Genomic DNA, 15451 nt, shown 5'->3' with positions numbered 1-15451 from the left:
GCAAGAGACCTGACCGCATATGCGAATCAGGTCTCTTTTTCTGTAGTCGTACAACGCCAAATTTTATGCGGTGCGCCAGGTCCCCAGTAATGGTCAAGCGTCAAAACCGGCGGCCCGAGCCGCTTTTCCCAATAGGCTTGAGACGTCGGGAAGCCAGCATCCAAGTAAAACGCCGTCTGTCCGTTCGCTGACAATTGTCGTTTGATGTTCTCAATCAAGAAGTGACCTACCCCTTGACGTTGGGACGTAGGCGACACGTACATGCAACCGACTTCTGGCGTGTTCGGTTCGACGTCGATATGGGCAGTAATGATGTCATTGGGAGGTAAAATCGCCGCTGTGCCCACGATGACGCCGTCTTTTACGACAACGAAAATTTGAACGGACTCGTCCTCGAAACTGTCCTGAACGGTCGTGTTCAATCGCTCTACTTCTTCATCCAATAGATCGGCATCCTCAAACTGTTCTCGCCGAATCAAGTCACTCAGACTCTCCATGAACAGTCGTTGGAGCGGTTTGACGTCTTCGCGGTCAAGCGGGCGAAAGTTCAATGTCTCCACTTCCCTCTAGTCCTGAATTGTACGTGCTAGTCTTTACCCGCGTCCCGATGGGGGGTAACGTTCGCTTGATGCGACCCTTCGACCGCTTCGAGTTGCTCGAGGTGATCATAACCGAGATGACCGTGCGTCTGCCAGACGAGGATGATTGCAGTCGTAAGGAGTAACAGCGTCAAGTGAAGAAATCCAATCGGGAACGCGCTCGGTTCAATTAACGGAACGAGCGTGAACGAGACGTTGAACATCGTGTGCAATAAGAACACGGACCATAAGTTCATCGTCGTGACGTTATAGAGCCACGAAATGATAAACGTGAACGCCAGAATTGCCGAGCCATACGCCCAAAACGGGATCAATGCTTGCCCCGTCCCCTCCATGAAGAAGAGCGGAATATGCCAGCCCGCCCAGATGACGCCGACGAACAGGCTCGCCTTGACGGGCGTGACTTTCAGTTGAAATCCATCGAGCAAATATCCGCGCCACCCGTACTCTTCTTGGATTGTTCCCCCAAGGAACAACATGTAGAGGAAATAGGGAACAACGAGCCATGGACGTTCGAGTAACGACGCGCCATCGGCATCGGACCACCAATAGGCAATCAAAAACAGCACAGGCAGGAACAAGAGGCCGAACGCGTAATAGCGAACGGGCATCTTCCACTCGAACCCTCGCTTCCAGAGCGTTTTTACCCCTAACCAGCCATTCTCTCGAAACGCCATATAGCTCCCCGCCAGACTTGGACCGAACGCCCCAATCACGACAATCACCTGGATCGGTAATTCGGTCCACATATACAGCCCCCACCACGCCAGCCATGAGAACCCGAACGCGATGAGGAGAAACAGAATGATTTCTTTTTTTGTCGGAATCAACGCGTCCCCCTCCTTCTACACGTAGTTTACCCGCTTTCTGCCTGGCTTCCCTATTTCACGCAAAAAATATTTTCAACAAGTGAAGCAAAATGATAGGTGGGCTTTTGTTTTGCGGGGTATAATTAGAATTACTATAAAAAATACATTCTTTAGCGAGGTACACATGGAACCAGTAGTCGAACACTCGATGAGTCATAATGTTTTTCTTGTGATTCTCTCTTATATTATCGCCGCCGTTTCTGCATACGCCGCCATCGAGCTGGCACGGCGTGTCAATTCAGCGAACCGTTCCGTCCAGAACGTGTGGATCTTAGCTGGAGGTGCGACGCTCGGTCTCGGGATCTGGTCGATGCATTTTATCGCCATGCTCGCGCATGAGGCGTTGCGACCGGTCACGTATTCGATCCCGCTCGTCCTATTTTCCGTCATCATCGCCATGGCCGGCTGTATTTTCGGCTTCTTGATCGTCTCGCGTCGCACGACCCGCCCCGCTTTGATCGGTGCCGGGGTTGTGATGGGCGGCAGTATCGCGAGCATGCATTATGTCGGCATGGCCGCCCTGCAAGGTGTAGTGACTTCGTATAATCCATGGCTTGCGGCGTTATCGATTCTGATTGCGATTGGCGCCTCGCTCGTCGCCCTCTGGATTGGTTTCTTCTCGAAGTATGCCAAGCAAAAGATTGATCTCGAATTGAAAGTATTCTTCTCGTTGCTAATGGGCATCGCCATCTTCGGCATGCACTTCGTCGGGATGCTAGCCGCGTCGTTCACGTTTGTCGAGACGGATTCTCCGTTCGCCAATGCGATCGAACCGTCGTTACTCGCTTGGCTCGTCACGGCGATCACGATTCTCTTGTTCGCGATTTTCTTCCTGTCGCTCACGCTCGATCGTCACCTTCGTAAACGAGAGTTCATTCAAGCGACGATTCTTGAGTCGACGACGGATGCCGTCGTCACGACGACGAAAGATGGAATGATCCAATATGCGAACATGGCGTTCTATCGCTTGTTTGACGAAATCGAAGAAGATGCTTTTTTCCAAGACTATCATCCGTCGCTCACGATCAATCAACCGTTTTATGAACCACGGCGCATCGACATCGATGACCGAACGATCGAAGTGACGAGTTACCCACTCAAAGGCGAAACGATGGACCAGATGCTTTGGTTCCTCCGTGACGTCTCAGAAACGATCGCCTCACAGCGTCTCGTCGAACATATGGCGTACCACGACACGCTCACGGATTTGCCGAACCGGCACAAGCTCGAACGTATTCTCGCCGAACATATTCAAATCGAGGACCCGGTCGCTTGTCTCTACATCGACATCGATCGTTGGCGGTTCTTGAGCGACATGCTCGGTCATCACGGTTCGGACGAATTGACGATGCAAATCGCCGAACGTCTGCAAGTGACGATTCACCCGGACGACATATTAACACGCGTCGGTTCATCCGAGTTCATCATCTTGTTGTTCGACAAGCGGAGTACGCTTGCCAAACAGAAGGCAGAGAAATGCATCAAAGCCATCTCTCAGCCGTTCGATATCGATGGCACGACCGTCGAACTGACGATGAGTGCTGGAGTTAGCCATTATCCGAAAGACACGACATCGGCCGAGGAGCTCGTTCAATACGCCCGCCTCGCCGTCCACGAATCGAAACGGACCGGAAAGAATCAAATTAAAGAGTTCGAAGACGAGTCGAAGCACCAAATCCTTCGTACCGTCGAGATCGAGAAGGCGCTCACGCATGCGCTCGACCGGAACGAGTTCACACTCGTGTATCAGCCGAAAGTGTCGCTGACGCAAAACCGGCTCGAAGGCGTTGAGGCGCTGCTTCGTTGGAACAACCGCGAGCTCGGTCACGTGTCACCGACCGACTTCATTCCAATCGCAGAAAACACGGGCCTCATCCATCCGATTGGCAGTTGGGTCATGCGTGAATCTTGCCGAGCCTGGGTGCGCTGGAAGAAGTCTGGTGTGAAACCATTCACCCTTTCGGTCAACGTCTCGCCGCTCCAATTCGCACGTGAAGATTTCGTCGAGTCACTCCAAGCCATCTTGGATGAGACCGGGATGGACCCGATGTTCCTCGAATTGGAAGTGACGGAGTCGTCGATGCTGTCATACGAGGCGTCGACACGGGAGAAACTTGCCCAGCTCCATCAGTTCGGCATCTTGATTTCGCTCGACGATTTCGGGACCGGCTACTCGTCGTTCCGTCAATTGCGGGAGCTCCCGGTCCAAGTGTTGAAAATCGACCGGTCGTTCATCGTCAACTTGTTCACGGACCGGAACCAGGAAGCCATCGTCCGTTCGATGATCCAGCTCGGCCATAACCTTAATATGAAAGTGCTCATGGAAGGCGTCGAGACGTCGGATCAACTCGAATGGTTGCTGAACGAACAGTGTGATTACGTTCAAGGTTATTACTTCAGTCGTCCCCTTCGTGAGAAGGACGTCGTGAAGCACGTCAAATCGGTCACCACTTATATTGAGTTCGGAAAGACCCGAGCTTGAGGAGACTGCAGCCCCTGCGCTGCAGTCTTTTTATATGCCAAAAATCTCCCATGCCACTCGGGCACAGGAGATTCGATTTACGAGACTTGCGCTTTTTCTTGTTCGCGAATCAAGTGATATTGTTCGAGGATCAACTTCGTCAGCGTATCGTCCTCATGCAATTGAAGATATTTTTCCACCGTCGAGACGATGCCATCTTCTTCGATGGACACATAAAGTTCAGAAGATTCTGAATCCTCAGGGTTGTAATAGGTCAAGGCAGCCGCGATCCCGTAGGCCAGTTCATTCGGTTCGATGCCGTTGTCGATCAGTTCGCGGGCCGGTTTGACGAGCCGGTCACTCGGTCCGAGCTTGCGGATCGGTGAGCGGGCGACACGTGAGACTTCATCTTTCAACTTCGGATTCTCGAATCGTTTGATAATCTTTTGAATGTATTGACTGTGTTCTTTCGCCTCGAACCCGTACTTCTCGAGAAGGAGCCAACCAGTCTCATACAAGGCACCTTGCACGACTTGGCGGACACGGCGGTCTTTCAGCGCCTCGTCGATCGTCGCTTTCCCGAACAAGGAACCGATGTACGACGCGATGGCGTGACCGGTATTGACCGTGAACAGCTTCCGCTCGATGTATGGCCCAATCTCGTCGACCCACGTCACACCTTGAAGCGGGGGCCGCTCGGCCAATCCTTTCGTCTCGATGACCCATTCGTAGAATGTCTCGACCTCGACGAACAGCGGGTCCGCGTGTTGCTGCAGCGGAACGATCCGGTCGACGGCCGCATTCGGGAACGAGGCATTGGCCGTCCCGATACCACTTGATGCTTCAATCGCTTGATGAAGTGACGCGCTACCACCGATCATGTTCTCGCAAGCAATCACATAAACCGGTGCCGACGTCTCGCGTTCACAGAGCCCTTCGCTGATGAGGGGCGCGACTCTCGGTAGCAGCGTCGGTCCGACGGCGGTCGTGACGAGATCGGCCTCGGCGATGAGGGCGATGACGCGTTCCGGGTCGGTCAAACTGTTGACGCCGCGGACCCGATCGACGACGACGTTGTCGACGCCTTCTTCGGCAAATCCGACTTCATAGAACCGTTTGTCTTCTAACGCCTGGATGACGGTATCATTGATATCGACGAACGTGACCTCGTAGCCGCTCTGATTGAGCAACAATCCGATAAACCCACGTCCGATGTTCCCTGCCCCAAAATGTACGGCTTTCATTACGCCACCTCTTCCATGAATAACGACAAAATCTCTTCTTTCGTCTTCGCCTGTACAAGACGCTCGACATTATCCTCATCTGAACAGATGACTGCGATTTGGGACAGGAGTTCCAAATGTTCATCATCCACACCGGCAATCCCGATGACGAGTTTCGCCGTTTGGCCATCGAAGTCGACGCCGGCCGGCACTTGAAGGATGGAAATCCCCGTCTTTTGAACGGCGGATTTCGCTTCCTCAGTCCCGTGCGGAATCGCGACTTGGTTCCCGATATAAACGCTTGATAGCGCTTGACGTGCATGCATCGCTTGGACGTAAGCCGGAGACACACATCCGGCTGCTTCTAACACTTCACCGGCTGCGTCGATCGCTTCGGCCGACGAGTTGAACGATTGGTTGAGTCGAATCATCTCTGTCTGAATGAATGGCATTTTAGTTCCTCCTATACCTTAAACCTTTGTCTCTGTCTGTTGTGTTATGAGATTTTGCTGCGTTCTGCTTTGATTTCTTCAATCAATTGATCGTAGTAGTCTGCGTTCAAGAAGTTCGTGACCGAACGGTGAATCGCATCCGGCACTTGTGCCTCGGCCCGGTCCGTCAAATCCTCATGGGTGATGATGAATTGAGCGTCTTTCGGCAATTGACTGATTGACGTGTTCGTGACTTTGATCGGCAAATTCGCCTTGTTCACTTTATTACGAAGTACCGAGGCGCCCATCGCGCTCGAACCCATCCCGGCGTCACAAGCGAAGATGATGTGATCGACTTTATCGAGACGGTCGTGAACGAGAGCTGACGCATACGACTGTTTGCCTTTCATCGCGCTGACGTTTTGTGTCGCTTCTTCGAGTGACACTTCTTCGGCCGCACTTGATTTCAAGATGACGCTGGCCACGGCGAACGTGACCGCTGCCGACAAGAGAATCCCTGTCACGAGTCCGAGGTATGAACCGCGTGACGCCATCGCGAGAATCGCAAAGATACTACCTGGTGACGCTGGTGCGACGAGACCGACATCGAACAAGACGAATGTGAAGACCCCTGTTGCGCCCCCTGCGATCATCGCAAGGATCAAGACTGGTTTCATCAAGACGTATGGGAAGTAAATCTCGTGAATCCCACCGAGGAAGTGAATGATCGCTGCCCCTGGTGCCGTCCGTTTGGCCGCGCCTTTAGCGAACACCATGTAAGCGAGCAGCAAACCAAGACCTGGTCCCGGGTTTGCCTCAAGTAAGAACAAGACCGATTTCCCGGCGTCCGCCACTTGATCGACACCGAGCGGGCTCAAAATCCCGTGGTTGATGGCGTTGTTCAAGAACAAGATTTTCGCTGGCTCGATGAATAAACTTGCGATTGGCAACAGTTTCGCACCGACGATCCAGTCGACACCGGCTGCCATGACTTTATCAAGGCCGCTCATGATTGGACCGAACACTTCGAAGCCACCGATCATGAGAAGACCACCGATGATTCCGACCGAGAAGTTGTTGACGAGCATTTCGAATCCAGCTTTGACTTTGCCTTCGATGAGGCGGTCAAATTGTTTAATGACATATCCACCGAGTGGACCCATGATCATCGCACCGAGGAACATCGGAATATCCGTCCCGACGATGACCCCCATCGTGGCGAGTACCCCGACGACTCCGCCTCGTACGTCATGAATCAACTTACCGCCGGTGAACCCGATCAAGAGCGGTAACAGATACGTGATCGTCGGACCGACGAGTTCTGCTAATTTTTCATTCGGCCACCAGCCCGTTGGAATGAAGAGGGCGGTGATGATCCCCCAGGCGATGAAGGCGCCGATGTTTGGCATGACCATTCCGCTCAGGAAACTCCCGAACCGTTGTACTTTGACTCGAACCCCGCCCGAGCCAGCTTGCGCATTCGCCATGTATAAAACCTCCAGTCGATTATTGTGAAAGGTAGATTGTTGTAGTGTAGCTAACCGGTTTGTGCTCTACACTCGTATTGTAGTCTCAGCGTAAGCGCTTTCTCAATTCAATCCAGTTCACACTTTGGCAACATTCTGTGCCAAATAAAAAAATGACCACGGCGGGTCATTTCTCGTGCAGCGTGTCTTGAATCATTTTCTTCATACATTCATGAAGCAAGAGACGCAGTTCTTTCTTTGAACCGTTACTGTATAAGTTCATATGTTGTTCGCTCTCAATCAATGATCCGCTGACGGCACTGAGGAACTGGAGTTCGACGTCCTCCGCCTCTTCGGGTGCGAGCAGGACGAGCAGACGCGATACCGGTTCGGTCGATTGGTCCATCATGAGGAGCGGGATCGATTGATTCAAGTCGAAAGCGAATACACTCGCTCGTTCAATCGAGGCGTGACGCCCATGGAACAAGGCCAGTTTCGTGCCCGGGATCCCAAGCCCCGCCACTTCATGACGCCGGAGCAGTTGGGCCGATAACTGGATGCCGCTTTGGACGAGTCCGCGTTCTTCTAGATGCGTCCCGATATCGAGCAAGATGTCTTCCAATCGGTCGCTATTATCGAGCGTGACGAGATCGAACTGCCGGTCCATCCGTTCGAACGTCTCGACGAGGGCACCGAGTTCATTGAAGTCGAGCATCGTCGAGTGGCTCTTCTCTTTCGTCTGGAACGACTGTGGGAGCGATAACAGCAAGTGGCGGACGCGTTGCACTTCTTCGTTCGTCAAGAGCGGGTTGACGATGAGCGTCGGCACCGATAACGGCGGCAACGGCACGGTCGACAAAATGACGTCATAGTCGTCGAGTCGATGCTGTTCGAGCCCGAACAACGACGAGTTGACGACGTCCTGCATCTCAGGAAACTCTTGTTTGACCCGGTTGACGAGCATCTTCGAGGAGCCGAGACCGGCCGAGCAGACGACGAGGGCACGATATTCCCGACGCCGAACCGGTTTGACGAGCGCGGCGGCGAAATGCATCGCCCAAAACACGGTCTCTTCTTCCGTGAACGTGTTCGTCCCGAAGACGATATCGGCCGCCTGTTGAATCGCCGAACGTAAATGTGGATAGTCACGGTCGATGTGCGGACGGACCGTGTCCGTATCCGGAAGGGCTTGGGTATTCATACTCGATAAGATATGGGCGAGTAGCCCCTTCTCGAGCGCGGCGTCGTCCGTGAAGGCGAATCCGTGGATCAGTGAAACGTGATGGATGAGCTTATGGACACGGATCTGCATGACCCAACGCTCTTCCTCATCTTCTTTCATCTGTTCCTTCAATGACCGGAGCCGGTTCGCTTCTTCAGCGAACCAGACCCGCTCCGCCATCGAGAACGGCGTCCCGAGGGCCGTCTCCATATCAGACGCGACTTTCAAATAGTCGTCGGAGCGTCCTTTCGTATACATCTCTAGGAAGAAGCCGGCGTCCAGACGGGCTTGTTGTACGCCATAGGCGAACGTCACCCGCATGATGGTCCGGTCGTCCATCCGCTCATACGGATGTTCCTTTAGATAGTCATAACCGTCACGAAGCGCCTCGAGCATGACGTCACACGGGACGGTCTTCAAAAAGGTCGGGATGTAATCATCCTCCCCGCGGACAAAGCGATAGAACGCGAGCGTGTCCCAATGAGCGAGCAGCGCATTGATCATCAGCTTCCGCTTCTCGGCTTCGAGGCCGAGCACCCGCGCGCCGACCCCTTTCTTCCGCTCGACTTCAAGGTGATACTCGTCGAACCAACGATCGAGTTTCTCAAGGTCTTGTGTGAGCGTGCTCGGTGACACGTGCATCTGTTTCGCGACCGCCTGCAGCTTGAGCGTATCTTTTTCAAACAGGAGCCTCCAAGCGAGCTCGAAGATGCGGTCCTCCGCCGTTGGAATCGCCTCGGCCGACAAAATCAAGTCTTCGCGCAACTGTTGCTTCGCATCGGAACGACCGATGAGACTGAGGCCGTGCCCGCGCTGCCAAGCGAGTTCCAATTCGAACTCGCGCAGGATGCCTTCGAGCAGTTGACGCTCCCGTTGAATCGTCCGCTCAGACAAATTGACCGCTTGCGCGATCTCCGCGAGCGGTGTCGAGGTCTCCGTTGCCAATAGATGTAGTAAAATCGAGCGCTCTCGGGCGCTCCACTCATGTTTCATATGCATTCACCCATTCCTCGACGAGTTGTCGATATTCCGTGAGCGATAACATGTGTCTGACCGAGCGAACGTGCGCGGTCGGATGATCGACCGTCTCAGTCCCGGCTTGATAAATAATCAATTCGGCGTTTTCCGGGATGTCCCGATACGTGCCGTGTTGAATCACACACGACACTTTTCCCGAACACGCTTCAGCAAACAGCTTCGCCGCCATCGCGCTCGTGACGAACCCGCATGGACAGGCAATATATACGTTCATGTCAGACCTTCTTTCATCGCTTATCTTTATCTAACCATACGATGCAACCGCTTACTTCACCTACTATTTTGCTTGTTGGCAAAGATATCGGCAAGCAGTAAAAAACACCTATTTGTATAAGAATAGGTGCTGAATACATTTATAGTTCGAGTTTCATTGGTTCTAATTTCTTATCTTGACATGGAATTATTATTGATTATTTATCGCTTATGATTTCATTGAAACCGGACTTATATTCACTTAATAAAGAGCCCCAATCATTTGATATTTTTCAAATTTCATGTACTTTAAGAAGTACTGACATTTTTTCTGTTATCCACTCTTTACCGTATTTTTCTTCAACCTCTTTAGTAATTAGAATGGTTAATGTATTCTTTGAACGAGTTAATGCTACATATAAATAATTCAACATTTTATTAGTTTGAGTTTTTTCTAAAAATAAGTATCCTGCTAATTCCACTGAAAGAATAAACAAGCAACGTTCTCCTTCAAGCCCTTTAACCCTATCAATAGATTCAACTTCTATTCTTTTTTCTGCTTGCTTTTCTCTACTTAAAGTCAGAGCGTGTTGCAGCCTTGCTTTATCCTGAGAAGTTAGTTCCAAAAGTAACGCTCGGCTTATACGATTAATGATTTTCCAGTTATCCATTGAATGAATATTTCTTTGAATTGCCTTGTTTAGTCTGTAAGCTCTATTGTCAGGCTTATCTTCGGCATGTTGCGACCTCATGATCAACTTTTTCAATTCATATTTTAAGAGATCAGCATTATTTTGGCCTTCTCTAATGTTAGTAGTAAATCGGTCATTCCTTTGATAAATATATTTATGACAATAATTTTCTGATTGAATAAATTCTTCTAAATTTATTTCACTTTCAAATTGATACTCTAAAACACCTAACTCCGTAGTTTGATGTTTTTGCGCTTCTTTTTGGGGAACATATTGGTTTACATAATTAACGTGAGATATAGGGCATCTATAATTCTCTTCTTTATATTCAACATGCATATCATACTTTTCAACTAACATTCTTAATTCATTTCGTCCTCTCAAATCTTGCTTCGGATCCCCAACTAAATGAAGATTAATATGATTTGTATGCAAAACCTCAATAATTTTAGATAGATTTTCGTCAATATCTTGAACTTCATCTATAAAAAGAGAATCCAAATACCTAGCAATAATCATTATTATCTTTCTTCGTTTCTCTTTTAATTCTCTTTTATCAGAAGTTTTGCCTACTAGTACAAACTTAGCAATTTGTGTAACTTCTTCAGCATGAACAATATTTTCCTTTTTCAATTCTTTTATGCGAACAGCTCTATAGTCACTTCTGCTAGGTAGAGTTATGATCGATGTTTTGGTATAAAGCTGATCATATAAAAGATGGTTAAATGGAAAAATAATTTCTTGCAGTAAAAAAGAATGTGATGTTTCAATTTTGACTTGATCAGGAATTGCTCCATGTAATTCAATAATTTTATTTCTAATTTGGTTTTTAGCAGCATTTGTGTACGTTATAATATAAATTATTTTTCCTTGTTCAATAATTTTATACCTGTCCAAAACCTGTTGAGCCATTGAAGTAGTTTTCCCAGCCCCTGCACCAGCAACAACTATTCTCATGATTCGCTCCTATTCATTAAAAACTTTATAACTTCGTCAATATGTTCAGGCAATTCCACATTCTTTAGATGTCCTGTTCCAAAGTCTTGACAGAATTTAAGCATCGTATCAGTTTTAGAACTTCTCCATTTATCTGATAATGCCTCAGCGGTACTAGTCTCATCCTCTGTCCAACCATGCTCTTCAGAAAAGTATTTTTTTAGTGATTCATAATTGGAACTTGTATTTACGAATTCCGGTTCAAGAGTATATTCTGTGGTAGTTGTAACTAAGATATTATCATGCGCATTGTATTCATCATGAGCTTGTTGAGCATTTGGTTGATTATCAAAATCTCTAATTATTCCTATTCTGTGCGAAGTACCTTCGTTTGTTTTCAACCAAATTTCTAACATATTTTTAAATCCTTTATGTAAAGAAATTACTTCAATATCATTTAAACTATTTTTTTGAAAAGCCAAATAAGACTTAATTAACATTTCTTCACTAGGACCTTCAACTAAAATACTTCTTTTAGAAAATAAAAATTTTAGAAAATCTAAATTAGGTTTTTTCGCTAAGTAAGATAATTCATCTTCCTCTACGACAGTGTTTAAAGAAAAGGCTTTTCCTTCTTTAACTACAGTTACATTTTTCAATTCTAACTTGTTCAAAAATTCAGAGCTGTGAGTAGAAACAAACACTTGAACCTGATTACTTCTTTCTATAGTTGAATTAATAAAACTAGACAAGAGCCTCTCATTACTTACGCATAAATGAGCCTCAGGTTCTTCAATAGTCAATATATTTAACGCTACTTCCTTATTAATTTCTAATGAGTTCATCATCACAAGCAAGTATATTAAATTTCGATAACCTAAACCTTGACTATACAAGTATTCATCGCCAACTCCTAATTTAACATTGTTTAGAAGAGCACTTATACTTGGCATATTAGGTAACAATCTTATTTGATCAAAAAAGTCTTTAGCATTATCGATGTCAGATGTTTCTTGCCAATTAAATATACCTTCTAAATTACTAATTTCTTTTAACTCATCGAAGAATTTCCCATAAGAAGCTTCCACTTGAATTTTTTGTTCATTCCCTAGTTTGTTATGAAGTAAAGACACTAACGCTTTGGAGCCTAATTGAGTGTTTTTATGTGAGAAATCATCTCTTTCTGCCGCTAAGGAATCATATTTGAAGTAACTTAAATCATTGAATGATACCGGTTCATTATTCAATGGTATTATTATCGAGTATTTATACATTTCTATGGGGAGCAAGTTCATTTTCATTGTGTCTATATCTTCCAGAGATTTATCTTTTAAAATCACCTTCAAATGTTCTAATAATTGCAAAGAGTTCTCAATCATATACTTATATTCAATCTGATATAACCCGTCATCACTTTCTAAAGAGTTATTCCATTTACGTACGTAAAACTCATCAGAAGGCTGTGGTTTAAAAGTTACTCTTACTGATATATATGGAACATTTTTTTGAAATTCATCCTTTTCAATTTCACCACTTATAAGTTTATCTAGATTCAGTTTAAGATAATCAAAGTATTCTTTCTTCAGCTCATTATTTAAATCATCCCAACCTAAATTTTTATTTATAGCTCCTATTTCATTATTAAAAAAAGGTAAAGTCAAAGCTTTAAGTATGTTACTTTTACCACTGTTATTTTCTCCAATAAAAATCACTAATCGATTTAATTCTAAATATACCTCTTTTAGATTTCGATACCCTTTTATGCGAATATTAGATATGTACATCAATTCCATCCTTTCTTAATAAATACTTTTATTTATAATTTTTATTCAATAGTCTAATTCTTTCTGAAGCTAAAAAAAGGAAAAATATTCATACTCAAATTGTATCTCAAGTTTAATTAAATAATAACTTCAATCTCTATACTTCTAGATGAATTTTATTTTTCCATGCTCATCTAATGTTAATAACTATATAAAAAACCTCCTAGATACAATTATATTCATTCACAATTGTATCTAGGAGGCTGTTCGACATCCTTTATTTTATTCGAGAAAATATCAAATATTATTCAACCGTCACCGATTTCGCCAAGTTACGCGGTTTATCGACGTCACAGCCACGTGCGAGCGCGGCATAATACGCCATGAGTTGGACCGGTAACACCGTGATGAGCGGGGCGAGGATCGGTTCGACGTGCGGCAAGATGAACTCGTCGTTCTCGTGCTCGACGCCTTGCATCGAGATGATACACGCGTGCGCACCACGAGCGACGACTTCTTTGACGTTGCCGCGGATGTTCAAGTTCGTCTTCGGTTGCGAGATGAGCGCGATGACCGGTGTGCCGTCTTCAATCAAGGCGATCGAACCGTGCTTGAGTTCGCCACCCGGATAGCCTTCTGCTTGGATATACGAGATCTCTTTTACTTTGAGCGCGCCTTCGAGACAGACCGATGCATCGAGTCCGCGTCCGATGAAGAATGTGTTCGGCGTCGTCTTCAAGTAACGGTCCGACAAATCTTCAAACAGTTCTTTTTGCGACATGATCGAGTCCATGATCGTCGCGACGCGCGCGAGTTCCGGCATCAACTCGAACGGCAACTCTTTCCCGTTCGCGCGAGCGATGTCGTAGGCAAGGATCGCGAGCACGGCGATTTGGGCCGTGTACGCTTTCGTCGACGCGACCGCAATCTCCGGCCCGGCGTGGAGGAGCATCGTTTCGTTCGCTTCACGCGAGAGCGTCGATCCTGGCACGTTCGTCATCGTGAGTGCCTTGTAGCCACGCTTCTTCACTTCGACGAGGACGGCCCGGCTGTCAGCCGTCTCTCCAGACTGTGACAAGAAGACGAAGAGCGGACGTGAACTTAGGAGCGGCATATTGTAGCCAAACTCTGACGAGACGTGGACCTCGGTCGGGATGCCGGCAATTCGCTCAAGGATGTCTTTTCCGACGAGCCCAGCGTTATAGCTCGTACCACAGGCGACGATATAGATGCGGTCCGCTTCCGAGACGAGCGAGCGCACGCCTTCCGTGAGCTCGATGTCACCGTTCTCGTTCTGGTAGTGCTGGATGATGTTGCGGATGACGGCCGGTTGCTCGTCCATCTCCTTCAACATGTAGTGCGCGTACGTGCCTTTCTCGATGTCTGACGCATCGATCTCGGCCGTATACGGGGCACGTTCGAGGACGTCGCCGTCGAGTGTCTTGATCGTCGCCGATTCGCGCGTCAAGATGACGATCTCGCCGTCATGGAGCTCGAGGTACTGGTCCGTCACTTGGAGCATCGCCATCGCGTCAGACGCCACGACGTTGAACGTGCCGTCGCCAAGTCCGACGAGGAGCGGTGACTTGTTCTTGCCGATATAGAGGCGTTCTTTATCCTCCGAGTCGATCATCGCGATCGCGTACGAGCCGTGGAGCTCAGCCAACGTCTTGCGGAACGCCGCCTCGACGTCATTTAGCCCGACGAAGTTCTTCTCCATCAACTGGACGATAACTTCCGTGTCCGTCTCCGAGAGAAACGGCACGTCGAGCGTCGCCTTGATTTGTTCGTCGTTCTCGATGACACCGTTGTGGACGAGCGTGAAGCGGCCCGTCGTGCTCTGGTGCGGGTGGGCGTTCGGGACGCTCGGCACGCCGTGTGTCGCCCAACGTGTATGGCCAATCCCGATGGCGCCTTCCGCTTCGACCGGTACGATGTCACGAAGTGCGGCGATGCGGCCGACTTCTTTGAACACATGAACATCATCACCGACGAGCGCGATTCCGGCTGAGTCGTAGCCCCGATACTCGAGCTTTTCCAACCCTTTTAATAAAATCTCTTTCGTTCCGACTTGACCAATCATTCCTACAATTCCACACATACAAAAATCTCCTCTATATTCGATTTCTCGAAAAAGGAAACGGGCTTTTTAGAGTGCTGTCAACGTGTTCCTCGTTGTCCGTCCGGTCACCCGAACGTTTTAAAAGAACACTTTTAGTCGTGACAGGCGACTAGGAGGCATCCGCCGAAAACTCGATAACCCCCAACCTCGTCAACTCCGCAGAGTTCTGGCGCTTTTCCTTCATAGCTGGCCGTTTCTCCAGATACCCTTTCATGCTAGCCGGTCTCGATTGAATCCGAAAGTGTTTATGTCACAACAAAATCCGATACTTTTTTACTGTTCATGTAAAAGTCACCACTTTCACTAAAAAGCTACTTTTTTAACACACTTGTCGCGGCGAGCTCGTTCGTGTGTAATGCAAAATAGGAGTGCAGAAGTGTGCAACGGAAACGTACACAACTCTGCACTCCTATTTTAGAAAAGAAAAAGGACTTGCC

11 protein-coding genes are annotated in these 15451 nt (G+C 48.0%); 1 reads left to right on the top strand and 10 read right to left on the bottom strand.

Annotated features, from left to right (window positions below):
- Window positions 1-26: 26 nt before the first annotated feature.
- Window positions 27-551 carry a GNAT family N-acetyltransferase gene (locus KNP79_RS14580; protein WP_215192855.1) on the bottom strand — a complete coding sequence of 175 codons (525 nt, stop codon included), beginning with the start codon at window positions 549-551 and terminating at the stop codon, window positions 27-29.
- Between the two features lie 35 nt (window positions 552-586).
- Window positions 587-1429, bottom strand: coding sequence for a CPBP family intramembrane glutamic endopeptidase (locus tag KNP79_RS14575; protein ID WP_215192854.1), 843 nt, complete (start codon window positions 1427-1429; stop codon window positions 587-589).
- A 163-nt stretch (window positions 1430-1592) separates the two neighbouring features.
- Between KNP79_RS14575 and KNP79_RS14570 the strand changes: the two genes are divergently transcribed.
- On the top strand, window positions 1593-3950 hold the full coding sequence (locus KNP79_RS14570) for a bifunctional diguanylate cyclase/phosphodiesterase (RefSeq protein ID WP_251132988.1): 2358 nt from the start codon (window positions 1593-1595) through the stop codon (window positions 3948-3950).
- A 77-nt stretch (window positions 3951-4027) separates the two neighbouring features.
- Here KNP79_RS14570 and KNP79_RS14565 read toward each other — a convergent pair whose 3' ends face one another.
- From KNP79_RS14565 to glmS, 8 genes are all read right to left on the bottom strand, one after another.
- On the bottom strand, window positions 4028-5173 hold the full coding sequence (locus KNP79_RS14565) for a mannitol-1-phosphate 5-dehydrogenase (RefSeq protein WP_215192853.1): 1146 nt from the start codon (window positions 5171-5173) through the stop codon (window positions 4028-4030).
- Window positions 5173-5604, bottom strand: a complete 432-nt coding sequence (locus KNP79_RS14560) for a PTS mannitol transporter subunit IIA (protein WP_215192852.1) — start codon at window positions 5602-5604, stop codon at window positions 5173-5175. The genes KNP79_RS14565 and KNP79_RS14560 overlap by 1 nt, the downstream gene beginning before the upstream one ends.
- Window positions 5605-5648: 44 nt before the next feature.
- Window positions 5649-7070, bottom strand: a complete 1422-nt coding sequence (locus tag KNP79_RS14555; RefSeq protein ID WP_215192851.1) for a PTS mannitol transporter subunit IIBC — start codon at window positions 7068-7070, stop codon at window positions 5649-5651.
- A gap of 166 nt (window positions 7071-7236) precedes the next feature.
- Window positions 7237-9264: a BglG family transcription antiterminator gene (locus KNP79_RS14550; RefSeq protein WP_214754550.1), complete on the bottom strand. Its 2028-nt coding sequence runs from the start codon at window positions 9262-9264 to the stop codon at window positions 7237-7239.
- The gene (locus KNP79_RS14545; RefSeq protein WP_215192850.1) at window positions 9254-9523 is read right to left on the bottom strand and encodes a PTS sugar transporter subunit IIB; all 270 of its coding nucleotides are present in this window, start codon (window positions 9521-9523) and stop codon (window positions 9254-9256) included. The genes KNP79_RS14550 and KNP79_RS14545 overlap by 11 nt, the downstream gene beginning before the upstream one ends.
- Before the next feature lie 271 nt (window positions 9524-9794).
- Window positions 9795-11150: a UvrD-helicase domain-containing protein gene (locus KNP79_RS14540; protein ID WP_215192849.1), complete on the bottom strand. Its 1356-nt coding sequence runs from the start codon at window positions 11148-11150 to the stop codon at window positions 9795-9797.
- Window positions 11147-12922 carry an ATP-dependent nuclease gene (locus KNP79_RS14535; protein WP_251132987.1) on the bottom strand — a complete coding sequence of 592 codons (1776 nt, stop codon included), beginning with the start codon at window positions 12920-12922 and terminating at the stop codon, window positions 11147-11149. The genes KNP79_RS14540 and KNP79_RS14535 overlap by 4 nt, the downstream gene beginning before the upstream one ends.
- A 274-nt stretch (window positions 12923-13196) precedes the next feature.
- Window positions 13197-14993, bottom strand: a complete 1797-nt coding sequence (gene glmS, locus KNP79_RS14530) for a glutamine--fructose-6-phosphate transaminase (isomerizing) (RefSeq protein ID WP_215192848.1) — start codon at window positions 14991-14993, stop codon at window positions 13197-13199.
- Window positions 14994-15451 lie beyond the last annotated feature (458 nt).

The organism is Exiguobacterium sp. s7 (assembly GCF_018618195.1).
Taxonomy (GTDB): Bacteria; Bacillota; Bacilli; order Exiguobacteriales; family Exiguobacteriaceae; genus Exiguobacterium; species Exiguobacterium mexicanum_A.
This window is presented reverse-complemented; position numbering and strand designations above follow the sequence as displayed.

Bases quoted from the DNA above. Each gene is read 5' to 3' on its own strand.
- KNP79_RS14560 (WP_215192852.1), bottom strand. From the start codon at position 5,604: ATGCCATTCATTCAGACAGAGATGATTCGACTCAACCAATCGTTCAAC.
- KNP79_RS14550 (WP_214754550.1), bottom strand. From the start codon at position 9,264: ATGAAACATGAGTGGAGCGCCCGAGAGCGCTCGATTTTACTACATCTA.
- glmS (WP_215192848.1), bottom strand. From the start codon at position 14,993: ATGTGTGGAATTGTAGGAATGATTGGTCAAGTCGGAACGAAAGAGATT.
- KNP79_RS14545 (WP_215192850.1), bottom strand. From the start codon at position 9,523: ATGAACGTATATATTGCCTGTCCATGCGGGTTCGTCACGAGCGCGATG.
- KNP79_RS14555 (WP_215192851.1), bottom strand. From the start codon at position 7,070: ATGGCGAATGCGCAAGCTGGCTCGGGCGGGGTTCGAGTCAAAGTACAA.
- KNP79_RS14535 (WP_251132987.1), bottom strand. From the start codon at position 12,922: ATGGAATTGATGTACATATCTAATATTCGCATAAAAGGGTATCGAAAT.
- KNP79_RS14565 (WP_215192853.1), bottom strand. From the start codon at position 5,173: ATGAAAGCCGTACATTTTGGGGCAGGGAACATCGGACGTGGGTTTATC.
- KNP79_RS14540 (WP_215192849.1), bottom strand. From the start codon at position 11,150: ATGAGAATAGTTGTTGCTGGTGCAGGGGCTGGGAAAACTACTTCAATG.
- KNP79_RS14570 (WP_251132988.1), top strand. From the start codon at position 1,593: ATGGAACCAGTAGTCGAACACTCGATGAGTCATAATGTTTTTCTTGTG.